Source organism: Lonepinella sp. BR2357 (assembly GCF_051851525.1).
GTDB lineage: Bacteria > Pseudomonadota > Gammaproteobacteria > Enterobacterales > Pasteurellaceae > Lonepinella.
In genome coordinates, this window is the sequence record NZ_JBPDVG010000005.1 from 114,569 (window position 1) to 130,014 (window position 15,446).

At 42.2% G+C, this 15,446-nt stretch carries 23 protein-coding genes; 2 read left to right on the forward strand and 21 right to left on the reverse strand.

The features are described 5' to 3' along the window. The 21 genes from ACTG7L_RS04615 to ACTG7L_RS04715 all read right to left on the reverse strand — a co-directional run bounded on the left by ACTG7L_RS04615 (position 1) and on the right by ACTG7L_RS04715 (position 14,128). Positions 1-744, reverse strand: a complete 744-nt coding sequence (locus tag ACTG7L_RS04615; protein ID WP_439327597.1) for a hypothetical protein — start codon at positions 742-744, stop codon at positions 1-3. After that, complete coding sequence (locus tag ACTG7L_RS04620) at positions 741-1,409, reverse strand: phage adaptor protein (protein WP_439327598.1); 669 nt, start codon at positions 1,407-1,409, stop codon at positions 741-743. Before ACTG7L_RS04620 ends, ACTG7L_RS04615 begins: the two co-directional genes overlap by 4 nt. Beyond that, positions 1,409-1,612 carry a hypothetical protein gene (locus ACTG7L_RS04625; protein WP_439242459.1) on the reverse strand — a complete coding sequence of 68 codons (204 nt, stop codon included), beginning with the start codon at positions 1,610-1,612 and terminating at the stop codon, positions 1,409-1,411. The genes ACTG7L_RS04620 and ACTG7L_RS04625 overlap by 1 nt, the downstream gene beginning before the upstream one ends. 48 nt (positions 1,613-1,660) lie before the next feature. Further along, positions 1,661-2,257: a hypothetical protein gene (locus tag ACTG7L_RS04630; RefSeq protein WP_439327599.1), complete on the reverse strand. Its 597-nt coding sequence runs from the start codon at positions 2,255-2,257 to the stop codon at positions 1,661-1,663. Between the two features lie 2 nt (positions 2,258-2,259). Further along, complete coding sequence (locus ACTG7L_RS04635; protein ID WP_439242455.1) at positions 2,260-3,225, reverse strand: hypothetical protein; 966 nt, start codon at positions 3,223-3,225, stop codon at positions 2,260-2,262. Between the two features lie 11 nt (positions 3,226-3,236). After that, positions 3,237-4,223, reverse strand: a complete 987-nt coding sequence (locus ACTG7L_RS04640; RefSeq protein WP_439327600.1) for a hypothetical protein — start codon at positions 4,221-4,223, stop codon at positions 3,237-3,239. Between the two features lie 83 nt (positions 4,224-4,306). Further along, entirely contained in the window at positions 4,307-4,597 is a 291-nt protein-coding gene (locus tag ACTG7L_RS04645; RefSeq protein ID WP_439242451.1) for a hypothetical protein, read from the reverse strand. Next, positions 4,598-4,768: a hypothetical protein gene (locus tag ACTG7L_RS04650; protein WP_439327601.1), complete on the reverse strand. Its 171-nt coding sequence runs from the start codon at positions 4,766-4,768 to the stop codon at positions 4,598-4,600. It lies immediately after the preceding gene. 42 nt (positions 4,769-4,810) lie between these two features. Beyond that, the gene (locus ACTG7L_RS04655) at positions 4,811-5,251 is read right to left on the reverse strand and encodes a hypothetical protein (protein ID WP_439327602.1); all 441 of its coding nucleotides are present in this window, start codon (positions 5,249-5,251) and stop codon (positions 4,811-4,813) included. 5 nt (positions 5,252-5,256) lie between these two features. Beyond that, the gene (locus ACTG7L_RS04660; protein ID WP_439327603.1) at positions 5,257-6,258 is read right to left on the reverse strand and encodes a hypothetical protein; all 1,002 of its coding nucleotides are present in this window, start codon (positions 6,256-6,258) and stop codon (positions 5,257-5,259) included. Between the two features lie 9 nt (positions 6,259-6,267). After that, positions 6,268-6,750 carry a hypothetical protein gene (locus ACTG7L_RS04665; protein ID WP_439327604.1) on the reverse strand — a complete coding sequence of 161 codons (483 nt, stop codon included), beginning with the start codon at positions 6,748-6,750 and terminating at the stop codon, positions 6,268-6,270. 45 nt (positions 6,751-6,795) lie between these two features. Continuing rightward, positions 6,796-8,292 (reverse strand): hypothetical protein, encoded by a 1,497-nt coding sequence (locus ACTG7L_RS04670; protein ID WP_439327605.1) that lies wholly within the window; start codon positions 8,290-8,292, stop codon positions 6,796-6,798. A gap of 6 nt (positions 8,293-8,298) precedes the next feature. Next, complete coding sequence (locus tag ACTG7L_RS04675) at positions 8,299-8,682, reverse strand: hypothetical protein (protein WP_439327606.1); 384 nt, start codon at positions 8,680-8,682, stop codon at positions 8,299-8,301. 13 nt (positions 8,683-8,695) lie between these two features. Continuing rightward, positions 8,696-9,100, reverse strand: a complete 405-nt coding sequence (locus tag ACTG7L_RS04680) for a hypothetical protein (RefSeq protein ID WP_439327607.1) — start codon at positions 9,098-9,100, stop codon at positions 8,696-8,698. A gap of 4 nt (positions 9,101-9,104) precedes the next feature. Continuing rightward, on the reverse strand, positions 9,105-9,533 hold the full coding sequence (locus tag ACTG7L_RS04685; RefSeq protein WP_439327608.1) for a hypothetical protein: 429 nt from the start codon (positions 9,531-9,533) through the stop codon (positions 9,105-9,107). Between the two features lie 2 nt (positions 9,534-9,535). Then, a complete protein-coding gene (locus tag ACTG7L_RS04690) occupies positions 9,536-10,315 on the reverse strand; it encodes a hypothetical protein (RefSeq protein ID WP_439327609.1) in 780 nt (259 codons plus the stop codon). Then, positions 10,315-10,590: a hypothetical protein gene (locus ACTG7L_RS04695; protein ID WP_439327610.1), complete on the reverse strand. Its 276-nt coding sequence runs from the start codon at positions 10,588-10,590 to the stop codon at positions 10,315-10,317. Before ACTG7L_RS04695 ends, ACTG7L_RS04690 begins: the two co-directional genes overlap by 1 nt. Next, positions 10,587-12,539: a hypothetical protein gene (locus ACTG7L_RS04700; RefSeq protein WP_439327611.1), complete on the reverse strand. Its 1,953-nt coding sequence runs from the start codon at positions 12,537-12,539 to the stop codon at positions 10,587-10,589. The genes ACTG7L_RS04695 and ACTG7L_RS04700 overlap by 4 nt, the downstream gene beginning before the upstream one ends. A 26-nt stretch (positions 12,540-12,565) precedes the next feature. Next, positions 12,566-13,099, reverse strand: coding sequence for a hypothetical protein (locus ACTG7L_RS04705; protein ID WP_439327612.1), 534 nt, complete (start codon positions 13,097-13,099; stop codon positions 12,566-12,568). A gap of 138 nt (positions 13,100-13,237) precedes the next feature. Then, the gene (locus tag ACTG7L_RS04710) at positions 13,238-13,666 is read right to left on the reverse strand and encodes a TOBE domain-containing protein (protein ID WP_439327613.1); all 429 of its coding nucleotides are present in this window, start codon (positions 13,664-13,666) and stop codon (positions 13,238-13,240) included. A gap of 189 nt (positions 13,667-13,855) precedes the next feature. Next, positions 13,856-14,128 carry an acylphosphatase gene (locus tag ACTG7L_RS04715; protein ID WP_439327614.1) on the reverse strand — a complete coding sequence of 91 codons (273 nt, stop codon included), beginning with the start codon at positions 14,126-14,128 and terminating at the stop codon, positions 13,856-13,858. Positions 14,129-14,251: 123 nt separating this feature from the next. Here ACTG7L_RS04715 and ACTG7L_RS04720 point away from each other — a divergent pair, with 123 nt between their 5' ends. Beyond that, on the forward strand, positions 14,252-14,917 hold the full coding sequence (locus ACTG7L_RS04720) for a curli polymerization inhibitor CsgI-related protein (protein ID WP_439327615.1): 666 nt from the start codon (positions 14,252-14,254) through the stop codon (positions 14,915-14,917). Positions 14,918-14,989: 72 nt separating this feature from the next. Then, positions 14,990-15,445 (forward strand): YccF domain-containing protein, encoded by a 456-nt coding sequence (locus ACTG7L_RS04725; RefSeq protein WP_439327616.1) that lies wholly within the window; start codon positions 14,990-14,992, stop codon positions 15,443-15,445. Position 15,446 lies beyond the last annotated feature (1 nt).

The following is a 15,446-nucleotide window of genomic DNA, read 5'->3' on the forward strand; positions in this document are numbered from 1 at the left end:
CTAAATTCTCCCCCTGTAAGCAAGGCTTGACGGTGTTTCCGTTTCAAAACGCTCCATAACATCAATCTTGGCCTTGGCTATGCCTTGTTTAAACCGTTGTTCATATAACACGGCCAATTGTGCATCAGCAAAGTCATATTGTCGCATATACAATAAATTGCTTAACGCCCCATTCACGACAACATCATGGTAGCGGTCGAATAACAATTTATCCACTTCGCATGCGGTTTGGCTAGGTGTTGCAAAATATCGCACCCATAATTGATTTTCACCGTCCGTTTTCGGGGTGTTTTTCAATATAATTTTGTCATTGGGTTCAAACACAAAGCGGTCATCACAACGCATAGCAGGTAAATGGCATTTATCCAAACAATGTTGTTTTTCAGCGCACTTTCCGAATGTGACCGATTGAACATAATGCACTTGTTCGTTATCGCCTTGTTCAAAGTAATAATCTCGCACGCCAGCTTGAACATCTAAATGCAATTCACGTTTTAACAATCGGCTGTCCTGAGCCAAAGTTTGAGCAGATTGACGCAGATATTCCAACGCCACATCATCGGGAATGCCTTTGGCAATCAGGGTCACTCGGGGCAAAAACTCGGTGAGTGAAATAAATTCCACATCTCGTCCGTCGTTATCGCATACCCACACATTAGCCGGTTGATTGCCACATTTTGGCTTTAAACAAGGGTTACAGCTAAAGCTAATGGGTTTGGCTGGGCTTTCGCATTGACAACTCATTTTTTACCCCCTGTTTTATTGCTCGTTTGTGCCGTGGCTTGATGTGTAAAGGCGGCTCGAATTTGCTCATGTAACAACGTACGGTCTAAGAACTGCTTGTAGTATTGAGCGGATTTTTGCTGTGAGGTCGCACTCTCGGTTTCTGCACCGAATAAGCGATACAACACATAATCCACCAAGTTCGCATAGTTTTCAGTCACGCTTTCATCTAGCTCTTCACCGAGTTTAACTTTGTCCGGTTTCACCGCACAGGTCATTCGGGCATAGACATTGTCATTGGGACTGACTGGCGGTTTGACCGTGAATTGATTATCGGTGCCGTTGACTTTACTGTAACTGCGTGTGTCAGTTTCACGGCTCGCACAATTACGTTTACCAAAAGCGGTTTGAGCGGTGTCATCGACTTCTTTAAGCTCTGCAATAAAATTACCGTGTGCGTCGGTAATGGCATCTACTGAATACAGCAAATCGCAACAACAAGGCTGTTGCAAATCGCTGTCGTCTAGCTTGGCTACCACCGTTTTGATAAACTTATTGGGATTGAGCTTAAACATTTCGCTTAATCCCTCATTGAGATAATCCACAATCAGTGGATCTTCAATGCGATCAGCGTCAATGTCGTTATAATCAAACCGGACACGCAGAATAAAATCTGCCATGTTCATTAGCTGATTTCCTGTTCGTTATCGTTAGGTTTGCCTTTGGCTTTGCTTGTTTTAGCAGAAACTCGTTCTCTGTGGATAATTTCTTTCTTTTCATTTTTGGAAAGTAAATCTGCAGTAAGTTCATTTTGTACGTCAAATTTCATGCCGTTAATCGCAGAAACAAAGGTTTGTTTTTGCGGTGCCGTTTGCATTGTTTGTGTCATTGTGCTGTCCTTAAAAAAGAAAAGCCCCAGTTAAACTGGGGCGTTGGGTTACATCATATAGCCGTCTTGTTCAAAACGACGAGCAATTAACATGACCATTTCATTTAATTTACTCACGTCTTTTGGTAAGGCTTTGATTTCAAGTTCAATGACGTCCACTTTCGGGTTGTAGCCATTGTCAGGATGAATCGTCCACTGAGTACGTTCTTCCACTTGTGCGGTTTCTGCCGTATCAAAGGCATCACCTTGAGTAACAGTTTCAATACCGCCCATTTCCGCATAGGTGGCTTTGGTGATTTTACCGCTTAAATCGGTATCGTTCACCGTGGTTAAATCAAATTGAAAACCTGCCACTGGCTCACGGAAGTCAAAGAAAATGGCTTTGATGTTGGCGTGGTTCGGATTTAAGAACACACGCAATTTATCGCCCACTTCTAAATCTTCTACCGCTTTACCGTAACGTTGGAACAACAAGCGTAAAAGCTGTTTCCATTCTACCTTGTCACGGTAGCCATAAGCACCGTCCACACGGTTATCTGGCTGTACAACAACAGGTAACATATTTTCATCTAATGCACCGCACTCACGGCAAGGCTTGCCAAATTCAACAGCATAACCACCACGAAATAAATTGTAAATTGCCATAATTAAGCCTCCACTACGACGGCCGCAACCGCAATTGATTTATTACTTAAGGCTGCCACATCAAAACGGTAGTTACCCACAAGGTAAATATCGTTTAATACGGTTTGCCATTCGAGGTAGTCTAAACGACTTGGTGCCGCAATGTTTTCTGGATCCACCATTAACACATATTCCACCGTTTTACCGTCCGCACGGCGATAACGTGGCATATGTAAGGATGAGTAAATTTCCATGCCTAACATTGGGTGTACCATGCCAGTCACAATTGGGTTATCTGGTAAGCAACAACCTGCACCAAGATTGGACTGTTCCGCACGAATACGAGAATAAAACGCTGGGCTTGCCACGATTTTTAACGCATTACCGCCACAAGTGACACCGCCCTCTTGTAAGGCTTGCTCCATGTTTTGCAACACGTCCATGGCACGTACGCCACTGGATTTGCCTACCACAATAGGATTTTCAGTATCGCCTAAATTGATGTTACCGCTTAACGCACCTGCTTTGATGCCACGTAATAATGGGTGAGCAGAAGCGGCTAACACGGTAAAACCGTAACGCTCAGTCAAATCACGTAAGGCACGACCGACAGCGGTTTCATAGCCGTCTTGGAACATTTCCCAACGGTGACACATTAATGTCGCCTCTTCACGAGAGAATTTTTTCTTCATTGGCACAGAGTGACATAAACGAATTTCACCACTGCGGAATGGGTTGTCAGGCTCCCAAGTTTCGCCGTTCCATGCACCATTAGTGAAATCACCAACTTCAATGTTATCCATAATGGTGTAATGGGCCACTGGTGCACAGTTTAAACCGAGTTCTACAATGTTGTGTTTTGGGTTAACAATTCGGGATAATGCAGAACAGTTGTGCATTTCAGAAATGACAATCTGCGTCGCATAATCGGGAATATATAGCCCTTCGGTTGCACCGCCAAGGTCGGCGGCTCGCATATTTTTAGCCATAAAAAGTCCTTCTATTTCTTAAATTGAGCCAAGAATTTTTTCAGCTCGGCGGTTTTCCCTTGTCGGGCCAACATTTCCGCTTGTGCTTCGTCTTTCTCGGTCATTTCTTTGGGAGAATTTGCCTTTACCTTAACCGTCGCACTTTTCTGTGGTGCCACGGTCACAGGCATTGGCTCTTTTGTTTGTGATTGTTGATACTCATCTAACAGGTTACGAATAACAGGAATTAAGCGAACATCTTTTTGTTTGCCTGCTTGAGTAATCAAATCCAAACCTGTCGCCCCAGTCCAATCGGTTTTACTGCGTGCAAATTCCATAAAGTTTGAATCGCCAAGTAATCCTTGCACTTCAGGAATTTCACGCTGAATTTCCGCATACCAAATCCGATCACGTTCTGACATCGTCGGTTGGGCTGTTTCTGACGGTGCGATTGTGTTCGGCTGAGCTACGGTTTCCGTTTTTTGGGGAACAGGTGACGATTGCCGTTGAGCTTGTTGTTGAGATTGTTGTGCTTTGAGCTTGAAATACAGATCAGGATTCACAATTTTCAATTCTGCCAAATCGACATCAGATAAGCCGACTGGGTCTGGTTGAGTTGGCGTTGAAGTGGTTGGCTGATGTTGTTTTTCTTCTAACTCACGCAAGCGTTTTTCCGCTCGTTCTCTGGCCTCAGATTCTTCAATTAATCGGGCATTGAGCTGTTGGCGTTCTGCTTGTTCCTTTTTTAATCTCCCTTTCCATGCGTTGACATCATTATCGTCCTTAGAATGGGGCGTAGTCTGTTCTGGTGATTCAGACTGCGGTTCTTTTTCAGACGGTTTTTCATCAGGTGTCTCTGGCTTTTCAGGGGGGGGTTCAGGTTGTTCGGTTTCTGCTACTGTTTCCTGTTGTACTTTCGGTTCTTCCTTTTCTGCTTGTTTTTCACGAGCTTTGATAAGTTCGTCACGTAAATAATGGGGAATGTAAGCACCGAAAGTTTGAGTATCTTGTTGTTCCATGGTCTTTCCTTAAAAGAGTGGATAAAAAAGTGCGGTCAAAAAATAAAATGTTTTTTAACCGCACTCTTGTTGAGCGTTAAACCTTACACAAGCGGTAAGATTTTCGTTGTCGTTTCAGGTTTATCAGGACGGAAAATTAAGCCTGTCAGCTCGGCGACGGTGTGAGCAGAATGTTGATATTCTTTTCGCATAGCGTCATCCAGCTCCATTCGGGCTTTCGTGTTGAGATAAAGCCATTGGGCATACAGAAAATTTTCCAGTTCCTGCTTAATTTGTTCATTGTGGGACAAGCTAAAACGCAGTTCGGTCAACTCGTCACTGGGCTGATTAGGCGAACACATTCGCACCCACAATGGGGAATCCGTGGCTTTCATTTAGCGACCACAACTTTTGCAGCCACCTTTACCACCACGGCTCGCAGACGGCATTACGCCACCATTGATTTCTTTGGCGACTTTGGCCGTGGAATCAGTAAAGCGTACACCACCGTTTCCCTCGTTGGGTTTCACAACGTTTTCACGTCCTTTCATTGGGGTAAAACTCATTTGATTTCTCCTATGTTTTAATGAAAAAAACGACCGCACTTTTTAAAGGTCGCAGTCGCAGAGTCGGTTTTTCGGGATGATTGGATCGTCGTAATGATCTATAATCACCGAGTTTGTGCCGTGATATTCAAAGTAGTAAGTGCCTGCGTCATCAATATGAATGGCTGGTTCATCAGCAGTTAACACCACCGCTTGCTTACACTTTTTATACGGCATATTTTCTACATTCGCCAACGCACTTGGTTCAATCACGCAAGGGCAACAATCATCGGATAACGTCCAGTGACGATTCCCTAAAGATTGTACTCTTGCAATATGCACCGTCACCGTTTCCGCTCCTGTTAATCCCCATGCAATCACCCGTAGCGGATAGCGTTTCACTTCCACGTTGGTTGATGTGGGGAACAGTTCGTTTAGGTTGAAGTGCGGTTGATTGGGTTGGGTTTGTTGGCGAATGAGAGTTGTGTGGGTTTGGATTGGCATGGTTTTTACCAGTTAAATACAATATTTGAGCTAGTTTGGTTATGGGTCATTCCTTTTAACTCGGTTAATGTACTTGTTTTCGCCCAAGTCATCGTTGGTGAGTTCTTATTTGCCGACTCTGACGCAACAACATAACTCACGTTAATTGTGCTAATGAATTGCGAACCAGCGAAAATTGGCTTCGTACCACGAGCAATAAAATAACGCAAAGATGCCTCAATAGAACCGCTTACACCTGTTGTTAAAAAGAAATGGCGATCCGCTGTATTCTCAATCTCACAACCTTGTGTAATAACCTTACCGTAACCCTTAAACACGGAAGAGAACCAAGATCCATCATAACCATCATTGTCATAGGCTTGTTTAAACACTATACCAATAGCATTTAATGTAACACCTTGTGCGAGAGAAATTCCTTGGTTGAATTTCTTTGTTTTGTCATTAGGTAAATAACAGTTAATCGTTCTTAGTATTAAACGTGGTTTATAGGGTTGATACTCTTTACTTGCAGACAATGGTTCAACGGTCTGGTTTCCAGTTGTTGAAGTATCTTTCCACACCTTATTCATTGAAGTCCAATAATCGCCATAAGGATTAATACTACAAGAACCATTTAAAGTAATATCATAATTCATATTATTTACATCAAAGTAATGATCTTGATTTTCTTTAATATAAATAACAGAACCTACTGTACCTAATTCAACACGACTAATCGCCACGTTTAAATGCTTTAACGGTGTATTTACAGTACCATCATTACTATCTGAACCATTGATATAATCCACATATTGCGTTTTATATTTACTTGGTTCAGAGCCTAAATACAAAGCCCCATTTTTTAGTTTTAACTGATTGCTTTCAAGTGCTGAAATCCGTAGTTCTAATTCACCTAAATCATTTACGGTAATACCACTATCTTTAGCAATATTTACATCATAAGTTTTAGTGTCTTTATTAAACGGAATCGTTTTTCCCATATTACTCGGTGCGACTGTATCTGTCATAATGTCTCCTTATTTTTTCACCGCAAAGAACTGATGAACTGTTCCGCTTGCGTCCATAATTTCGTCGGTTTTCACGATTAACTTGCCATTAACCACATCTAAACCATCGCCCAATAAACCGTTAGCTTTCAATGCCTCTAAAAAGCTTTTATTAGCCACGGCTTTAGTTGTCGCATTGCTGTCTAATGCTACATAGCCGTTAGTATCTATCGTCAAGCCGTTACCAGTCTTGATTTCTAGCGGACTTGCTTTTGTGCCATTGCCAGTTAAACCGCTATTCGGTTTTACTGCCACCGCCACATCACCAGCAATGGCTTGCTTGATTTTTGCAATTGTAATCACACCGCCTTTGCCCTTATCTGGACAATCAGGTGATGTGGTTACACCCACTGCATTTTCCGCACAATCCAGCAATGCCTTTTCAGCTTTCATTGCTGCATTGGCTTGTTCTTCTTGAGCGTTTTCAAACTGACTACAAGTTACAAATGCCATAATTTTCTCCTATAAAAAACGGACGATTGCTCGTCCGTTCGTTAATTATTGAATGATGATTCGTACATTATCACGATACACTTCATCGGTTTTTGATGCCGTTGCTTGTACTTCAACGTGATAACCTTTGCTCGTTTTGCTAATAGCAACATTACCTTGTAATTCAGGTAACGCACTACGATTTGGTGTAATCAAATCAAACGAATATGCTTGACCTTGTACTAATTTCACTTCAAGCAACGATGTGTAGCTAATATCGTGATCTTCATCCTTACGATAAGGAAATGGAATATTTGGATTATCTTCAACATAGCGATAATCACTTATCTGATCGCCAATAATTTGTTCATCAAGCAGTGCTGCACTTTCCATACTAGAATAAGCTGGAACATTATTCGCAAATGCACCGTATTTATACGAATACAATGAGCTGTCTAATCCTGATACTTCAATGCGATTTTGCGTAACATTCAGAGCAACATCATATTGACTTGCACTAATATGAAACGCTTGCCACATACAATCTGCACTATTTGGACGAGCATAAATAACCGCATAGGTATAAGGATAATCATCTGCAAACGTTAAAATGCCCGTGTTCACATCAAAACTGTAGAATTTCGCACCAAGTTCTTGATACTCATTAGGTTCTTCTTTTTCCAAAATATGGTAATTAAATTCTGAAGTTTCCTTAATAAAGAAAGTAGGGATATTTCCACTACCACTACGTACGAGAACTGTACTTGCCCCATCAAATTTAATTTGAACACCTTTAAGGCTTTCTTTCGCTAATACATTGCCGCTGACTTTACGAGTTCTAGGCGAACTTCCAGATGCCTGTGCAGACTGTTTTAATGGTTGAGTTTCATAACCTACTACATACGCAGGAATCAATGGACAACTTTCCGTAAACACATTATTTTTAGCCGCACTTTCTGCAACTGCAGCAAGGTTAATGCTTGCTGTGTTGTTGGATTTCACCATATCGCCAGCAACAGAAACGGTAGCAGAAACATATTGATTATCGGTGATGGTAATCGTAAAGGTGATAGTTTTAGTTGCATACGCATCAAGCGTTGCGACCGTAAAAGTCAAATCGCTTTGCGTTACACCATCTGGCAAACGTAAATTTGATAATTCACCGTTAGTATAAAGTACCGCTACTGCATTGCTTAATGACGTATTACTTGCATTAGTGATCTTCAAGGTTACATCATACTTCGTACCGCTTGTGGTTACAGTCGCCGAGCTGGCAGATAAAGACACGCCAACATCCGTTAAAATGTTTTCATTTTGTGGGAATTGGTAAACCTTACCTTTCGGATCGAATGCAATCACTTTTGAACCTGTTTCAAAGGCTTTTTCAGGAATAGTCGATAAATCAAAATCAGTTGAACCACCTGCTGATTTAGCAAATAAACCATCGTCTTTAATTTCGATGATGTTGCCATCTTGTTTTGAAACGACCACATTGACCTTATCGTTATCAATTTTTAACGCTTTGCCAATGTCCAGTTCCGTTACGGTTTTAATCTTTGCCATATTGCACTACTCCGTTTTAAGTAAGTAGCCAATGGTTTTTCCGCCTAATGATTGTAATTCTTCACCTTTAATCGCCGTAATCACATCATCAGCCGACACCGATAAGCCAGTATCGCCTTGTTTGAGTAAGTTTTCACCTTGAGCGACTTGGATAAGGTTAGCTAAATCTAAGGTTTTCGATTCGCCATTTTCCATTTCAAAGGTCACGGTTGTACCAGCAAGTGTTGCATTTTTTAAATGAATATCCACAGGGACATCAAACACCGCTTTTAATGCACCATCTTCACCAATTATGACGGTTTTACCGTCCACTTTGGCTTGAACTTTAGCATCTGCAATTTCAAGACCTTTACCAATATCTAACTCTGTAACCACTTTTGTTGTAGCCATAATAATCTCCTATTTAAACATTAAAATAACCAGGGATATTCACCGTATATCGCTGCCCAGTGGTCAATCCACTGGCATAGATTTTGCGTGAATCTTTATCAATCCAAACATTCCCACCGTCAAAGGTTTGCACTTCTAGCGTAGCACTTGGGGTTGGAGCGTTTGTGGGTAACGTAGCAATATTAACATTGCCACTGACGGTAACAGGTCTAAAATCCAAATGGATATAACCGTAGTTACCTTGTACATACAATTTGCGATAAATCTCATTCGAGCTGTTGGCATTTGCCTTACCCGAAACAAATAAACAAAGATATTCTGTGGGCGTTGGCAATTTCGGATAAATCCGCACCTGCTTATTCTCCACATAGAAATCGTCTGTATTGAGATCGCTTTGCGTTAATACCGTTTTCGCCATTGCATTACTCCGATGTAACAAGAGTAATTTCCTTATCGCCTAAACTGCTATTCGCGATGACGGAAAAATCAGGGCAATCAATGCCTTTTTTCAAACCGTAATACACCGTTTCGCCGTTTAAGCGTGGGACTGGATCAAGGTATTTTGCCAACACATCGCATTCTGTTGGTTGTTCGCTTAACTGCTTTTCAAGCTCCGCAATTTTCGCATTCGCTTGTTCCAAATCTGATTTAGCTGTAGCCAACATTGCAACCGCAGTTTCAAGTGCGGTGGAAACTTCTGCTAATTTCGCTTGGGTATCAGTAAGCTCAGCCTGTTGTGCGGTCAAATCTTCATTTGCTTTTGCAAGTGCTTGTTCGCACGCTGAACAGTCTGACGTTTGCTGACAGCTCAGTTCTTTTAGCTTTTCAACATATAAAGGTTTAATTGCCATAATTAGCACTCCGTAATTTGTGGGGCGGTTGCCGAATTGTTTACTGCATAGCCGATAATGCCATTTTCACATTCTGCAATCGGCACAGTATGCCCATCACCTGCTTGTGGATACGCATAACCGACAATGCCGTTACAATCGCTAATCGCTACCGTTGCGTCAGGGTCTCGGGTTTCGTTCGGGTGGAAGAGATAACCAATTTGTTTATCGCCACAATGCCCATCGTCCACATCAAATACAATTGGCACACTCGCGTAATAACCGCAACGTTTTTCTGTGCGAGTCCAGCGTACATTGCCGCAGTTGCTGATTTCTTCCTGTTCAACAAAATGCTGATTGCAACGTTCTGCCCCTGTAGTTTCCCACGTCTTATCTAAGCAAAAACCGCACGGCTCAATGCCGACTTCTACATTGCTAAATTCACCGTCTTTTACCGCTTCCACTTCCACCACTAAATCCGTTGGGTTTCCATTCACTACAGGGATGTAATTGCCAGCATAAGGAATAATAATGGTGTTGCGTTCAGGGGTAAGACTTGGTGCGCAAGTACCGATTTGGTATTCAATCGCTGATGATAATTCGCTTTTGCTTGGACTAATCAACGCACAGCCATTACGTTCAAAGCGTGGTTGCGAACTGCAATAATGCACGCGTTGAAAGGTGATAGTCTCTTCATTGGTTAAGCCATAAGCGGTAACGCGTACCGCATCGCGAACTGAAAAGCCTTGAATATCGACAATATCAGGGGAAATTACGGTTAGCACATTTGGATTACAACTCATCATTTGCCCCCATATAAATTATCAAATAGGACTGCCACTAAATCGTGAAACTTGCGGTAGTCCTGCCCTTTGCGTGGTGTAAAGGCAATTGGTTGTTGCCACCACAATACTTTAAATCCACTTGCGTAACCGCCGTCTGTAAACGTCAGTACTTTAGTGGATTCGTTAAATTTCACATCACAGGTATTTGCTTGAACACGTTGCACTATGCCGTAGCCGTAGCGGTCGTGCCAAACCTGATCGCCTTGATGTACTTGGTCTAAATCAATTTTCATTGCATTGCCCTTAAACTCCGTCCATCTAACTCACCAGATTGAGCGCCCATACTCATCTGAGCTGCATTTGGATTGGCTTGCACGCCGTTACTTGGCATATAGCGGTCAGTATCAATCCCTGCGGATTTAAAATAATCTCGTACCATATCAGCCATCATTTGCTGCGGTACAAGCCCTTGTTGCGCAAGCTGACTTGCTTGTGGCACAAGCCCTGCAAGCGCTTTCGCTTTTTCCAATTCAGCTTTTAAGCCCAAAAGCCCTGTTGGAATAATTTCTGCGTCCGCTTTCACACTCTCATCATTGCCTAATAAATTATGGGCGTATATCAAGGTAATCGCTGGACGCACAAAATATTCATCAATATTAAAGGCGCAATCTTCAAGCCCTAACACCGCGTTATCGGTCATCATCGCTAATCCACCCAGTGTTTGCCCTGCGCCTTGCAATCCTGCATTGCCGTTTAAGAATGACGGTAAACCACATTCATCATCAGCTAAGCGGATTTCATTTGTCATAAAGTTAAACAACTGCGGAAAGGTCATCGGTACGCTATGTTGCGTAATACCGCGTCCGTTGCTTTCACGCGTTGGATTAGAATTGACGCGCGAAAACGGTTCAAAGGTAATTTGACTTGGGTCGGCGAAATTATCGACATTGATTTCAAGCATCGGGCCTGCGGCATACATTGCGTTAAGCAACATTGAATATTGCGTGCGGTTAATGGATTGTTGGCGGTCGTAAATCATCATTCCGACTGAAATACCGTACGCTTCGCCTGCAATGCGTTTGTAACTCGCGCTGAAATAAGTGCGTTCGCCTTTCGGGTGCGCGACAATTTGGCAACGAATAACACGGTTATCGCATACTTCAATATCTACATTAAAAAAGTCACGACATTCGCTGTCCTTGAGTTTCACCCCATAATCGATCAGCTCTTCGCCTTGAATCATCATCTGACAGCGTAATGTATGGATTTCATCATCGACTAACAGATAATCCAACACGCCTTTGTCATCCGCATCTAAGCCTAGCCAGTGCGTATCGCCATTATCAATCACCTCTTTTAACACATCATCATCGTAACCTAATTCTTCTTTGCCGATGAAAGATGACAACTGAGCCTTGGTGCGTTTAGTTAGCTCAATAAAAAAGGATCCGTCCTGAGCATTGGTGCTGTCAGGTGCGAAGAATGCGTTAACTGGATTAATTCGCCGAAATGTCGGACGAATCACTGTTACTTTCTCAAATTTGTTTTTGTTCCACTGGTAATCTACCACCGCCTCATTTTCATAGCCCACCACCATCACAGGATATAAGGCAATATCAAACAAGGTTTCGCTAAGCGTTTGAGCAAAATGGCTTTCCACCAACTGGTCTTTAATCAGTTTCACCATTTTTGCCGTAGCATCAGTCGCAATTTGCAATTCTTCCTGACGTAATAATTCTTTCGCTTGTTTACTTTGTTCTTCAATAAACCTTGCCACCTCAGGTAATAAAAAACCGTCTTCACCCATAATGGCCTCCGACGGTATGCCTGATTCAATCAGCTTTCTTAATAATTGCCCTTTCACTTTTTCCAAGCCTTGCTCTCGTTTGTTTTCGGGCAATTCCACAATCGGTGTAGGCGAAATATTAAACGGTGGATTGGCAGGGTTAGCGTATTTCGACCGCATATAACTGCCTACTGCATTAGTCTTAATCTGAACCAAGCCAAAGTAAGAACGCATATTCGGACGACTTGCTAATTCCTCAGGGTCGTGGATTTTATGGTACGCATCCTCTAGTCGTCTTATCCAATCTTCCACAGTCTTACCTTGTACCAACAAAGAAGAACGGTAGCTTTTTGCCTGTCGGAAACATTCCATCACCTTTTCAGCCAGTGAATCATGAACGTCTTCTAATTCTTCTTCGTTATCTGGCAGGTCAATTTGTTCTTTGTTTGTTGCCATTGGAAATCCTTAAATAAAAAATGCAATTAAACCTTAGCCCCAATCATACTGCCCCCATAAGTCGGAGCTTTACGTAATCCCTCGTATTCTTCGGATTGCTCCGACTTCGGCATCACATAATTTAATGCAAAAGTAAATGACAAGGCATCCGCCAAATCAGGCGAATGAGCCATTTCTTTTTTACTCTGCATTTTCAGCCGTCTGGAACTGTCGTATTCTGCTGACAACATCAGCAAATCACTTTCGAAAATATCGTTATCAGGAATGTCAGCACCATTTTCGAGCCACTGATTCATTCTGTCCCACATTTCCGCACGCTTATTAAAATACGCATCAGGTTCATCCGCTTTACGGCTTGCCTTAACATCCATTACACGGTCAGTATAACCGAGTTCAACCAAGCGAGAATGTACGCCCAAACCTAATCCCACGGCATCTACAAACATCATATCGACTTTGTACTCGTGGATCACATCAACACAACGTCCTACAATCGCCATTAAATCGGGTTGTTTGAACCGGCACGCTTTTAACACCTTGCGTCCTTGACGTCGCACCATTTAGCTCATTCATCACATCAAAAATACAAATAATGCCTTATCAAACAAGAAATTTGACTGTTTAGGGATAAGGGATAAAAAAGTGCGGTGAAAAAATTTTATGCTTTTTTTCACCGCACTCTTTGTATAACAGAATAATTAAGAACGTTTCACACCTAATACAATATGTGATGCTTTAATTAGTGCTCTTACCGGAGAACCTGAGACTAGACCAAGGTTTTTCACACTGGTTTCGGTGATAATAGCCGTCAGCTCTACTCCACCAGTGGTTTTTACCGTCACTTCCGCATTCACTGCGCCATCGGTAACTTGTTGCACCACTGCATCAAATTGGTTGCGTGAAGATAAGATCAAATCGTTGTCAGTGGATAACATCACTGAAGGGGCTTTGAAAATCGCCACCACATCAGAGCCAACTTGTAAACCAAGATGCTGAGTACTTTCCGAGGTAATTGACGCCACTAATTTTTCGCCACTGGCTAAAGCCAATTCGATCACATCCGTGGTGACGCCTGTTTTAATTGCTTGAACGGTTGCTTGAAGTTGGTTTCTTGCACTAATTGCCATAATTTTCCTTGTTAAATTAAAATAATAAATCACAAATTTCATTATAACGGAAAAATTTCACTTGAACATTATATAAAAAAATATATAATGAAGTGAAAGATAACAACTTAGGTAGTAATATTTTGCGAGTTTCGTCCCACGTTGCTCGCTTTTTTTTCTGCGGTTTAGCATTCGTGAACCATATTCGCTTTAACGCTCAATCGCAAAACCTGAAAATGCTCGCTCGCCCTCATAAACCTGAGTTAGCACACGACTAACCTCAGAAGAGGGTGAACCTTGATGGAGCCATTGCGCCATATCTTCAATCTGCTCTGAATTACCCTCTGCAACCACTAAAACGGCGCCATCAGATAAATTTTTCACATAGCCCCTAATGCCTAATTTCTGCGCTTGTAACAATGTATAAAAACGAAATCCCACACCTTGCACTCGTCCATAGACAGTAAATTGTGTTTTTTCCATATATCCCTCTGTTATTTTTACAAAATATCAATTTTTTTGCATTCTGCTATTTCCATTTTAGCAAAATTAGCATAGCATATTAACTGTTACTTTAACTTGTCCGCTTTATTAAAAGGAGTAAATATGAAATTTCGTCTTGCGACCCTTACAGCTGTCGCATTATTCGCCAGTTCTACCAGTTTCGCTGGTGTCGTAACAACCTCATCTAATCTGGATTTTCTCGCCATTGATGGGCAAAAAGCCAGTAAATCATTATTGAAAGATGTGCGTTCGTTTACAATTAACGATAACAATACCCATCAAGTGGTAGTACGAGTGTCGGAAATTGTGCGTGAGGGATCTGATCGTAGTTTATTTGAAAGCGATCCGATTGTGGTGACGTTCCAAGGTAGTAACGAAGATATTCAAATTTCTGCACCGCACTTAGGCACAGATCGTGATGCGGAACAATTTAAACAAAATCCAAGCATTACGGTAAAAACCGCCTCAGGCAAAGCCTTAACGGTGAAACAAGACTATTTAAAACAAGAAGGCTTTTTACCAGGCGTAAACTTAGTGGAGAATTTGTCTGAATACAATTCCTCTGGTGCTGTTGCTGCGGTGCCTGCCTTAGCCACCGCCACCTTGCCAGCCACCGTTGCTACTGTGGGTACAAATGGTAAAGTGCAAAAAGGTAAAGTAACCGTACAAGGTGAAAATGCGGCAGAGCAAATGTTGCAATATTGGTATCAACAAGCCGATAAAGAAACCCAACAACGTTTCTTAAATTGGGTGAAAAACCAAAAATAATCTTGCCTTGCGCATCTTCTCTCGCCCTGTACTTTCGTACGGGGCATTTGTCTTTGTTTACAGGAAAGCATTATGGCGTTTATCTTAAATATTCTCAATTTCGTCCTCGGTGGCTTTGCGGTGACACTCGGTTGGTTGGTGGCTACGGTGATCAGTGCGATATTGATTATCACCTTGCCTTATACCCGTAGCTGTTGGGAAATTACCAAAATGTCTTTGGTGCCCTTTGGCAATGATATTGTACATGTGAAATATTTAGAGCCTGATCATTCTGGATCAGAGGTATTAGGTAAAGTCTTAAATATTGTATGGTTTGTGTTCTGCGGTTGGTGGCTGTGTTTAATGCACATTTTTGTGGGCATTTGCCAATGTGCCAGTTTAGTCAGCATTCCAACGGGTTTGGCGCATTTTAAATTAGCGCCGATTTCCTTGTTCCCCGTCGGGCAACGGGTGGTCAGCAAAGAATTGGCGGCGTTTGCTCGCCAGCAAGCCGCAGAGCGGGAATTTACCTTACGCCGTAATGCCTAAG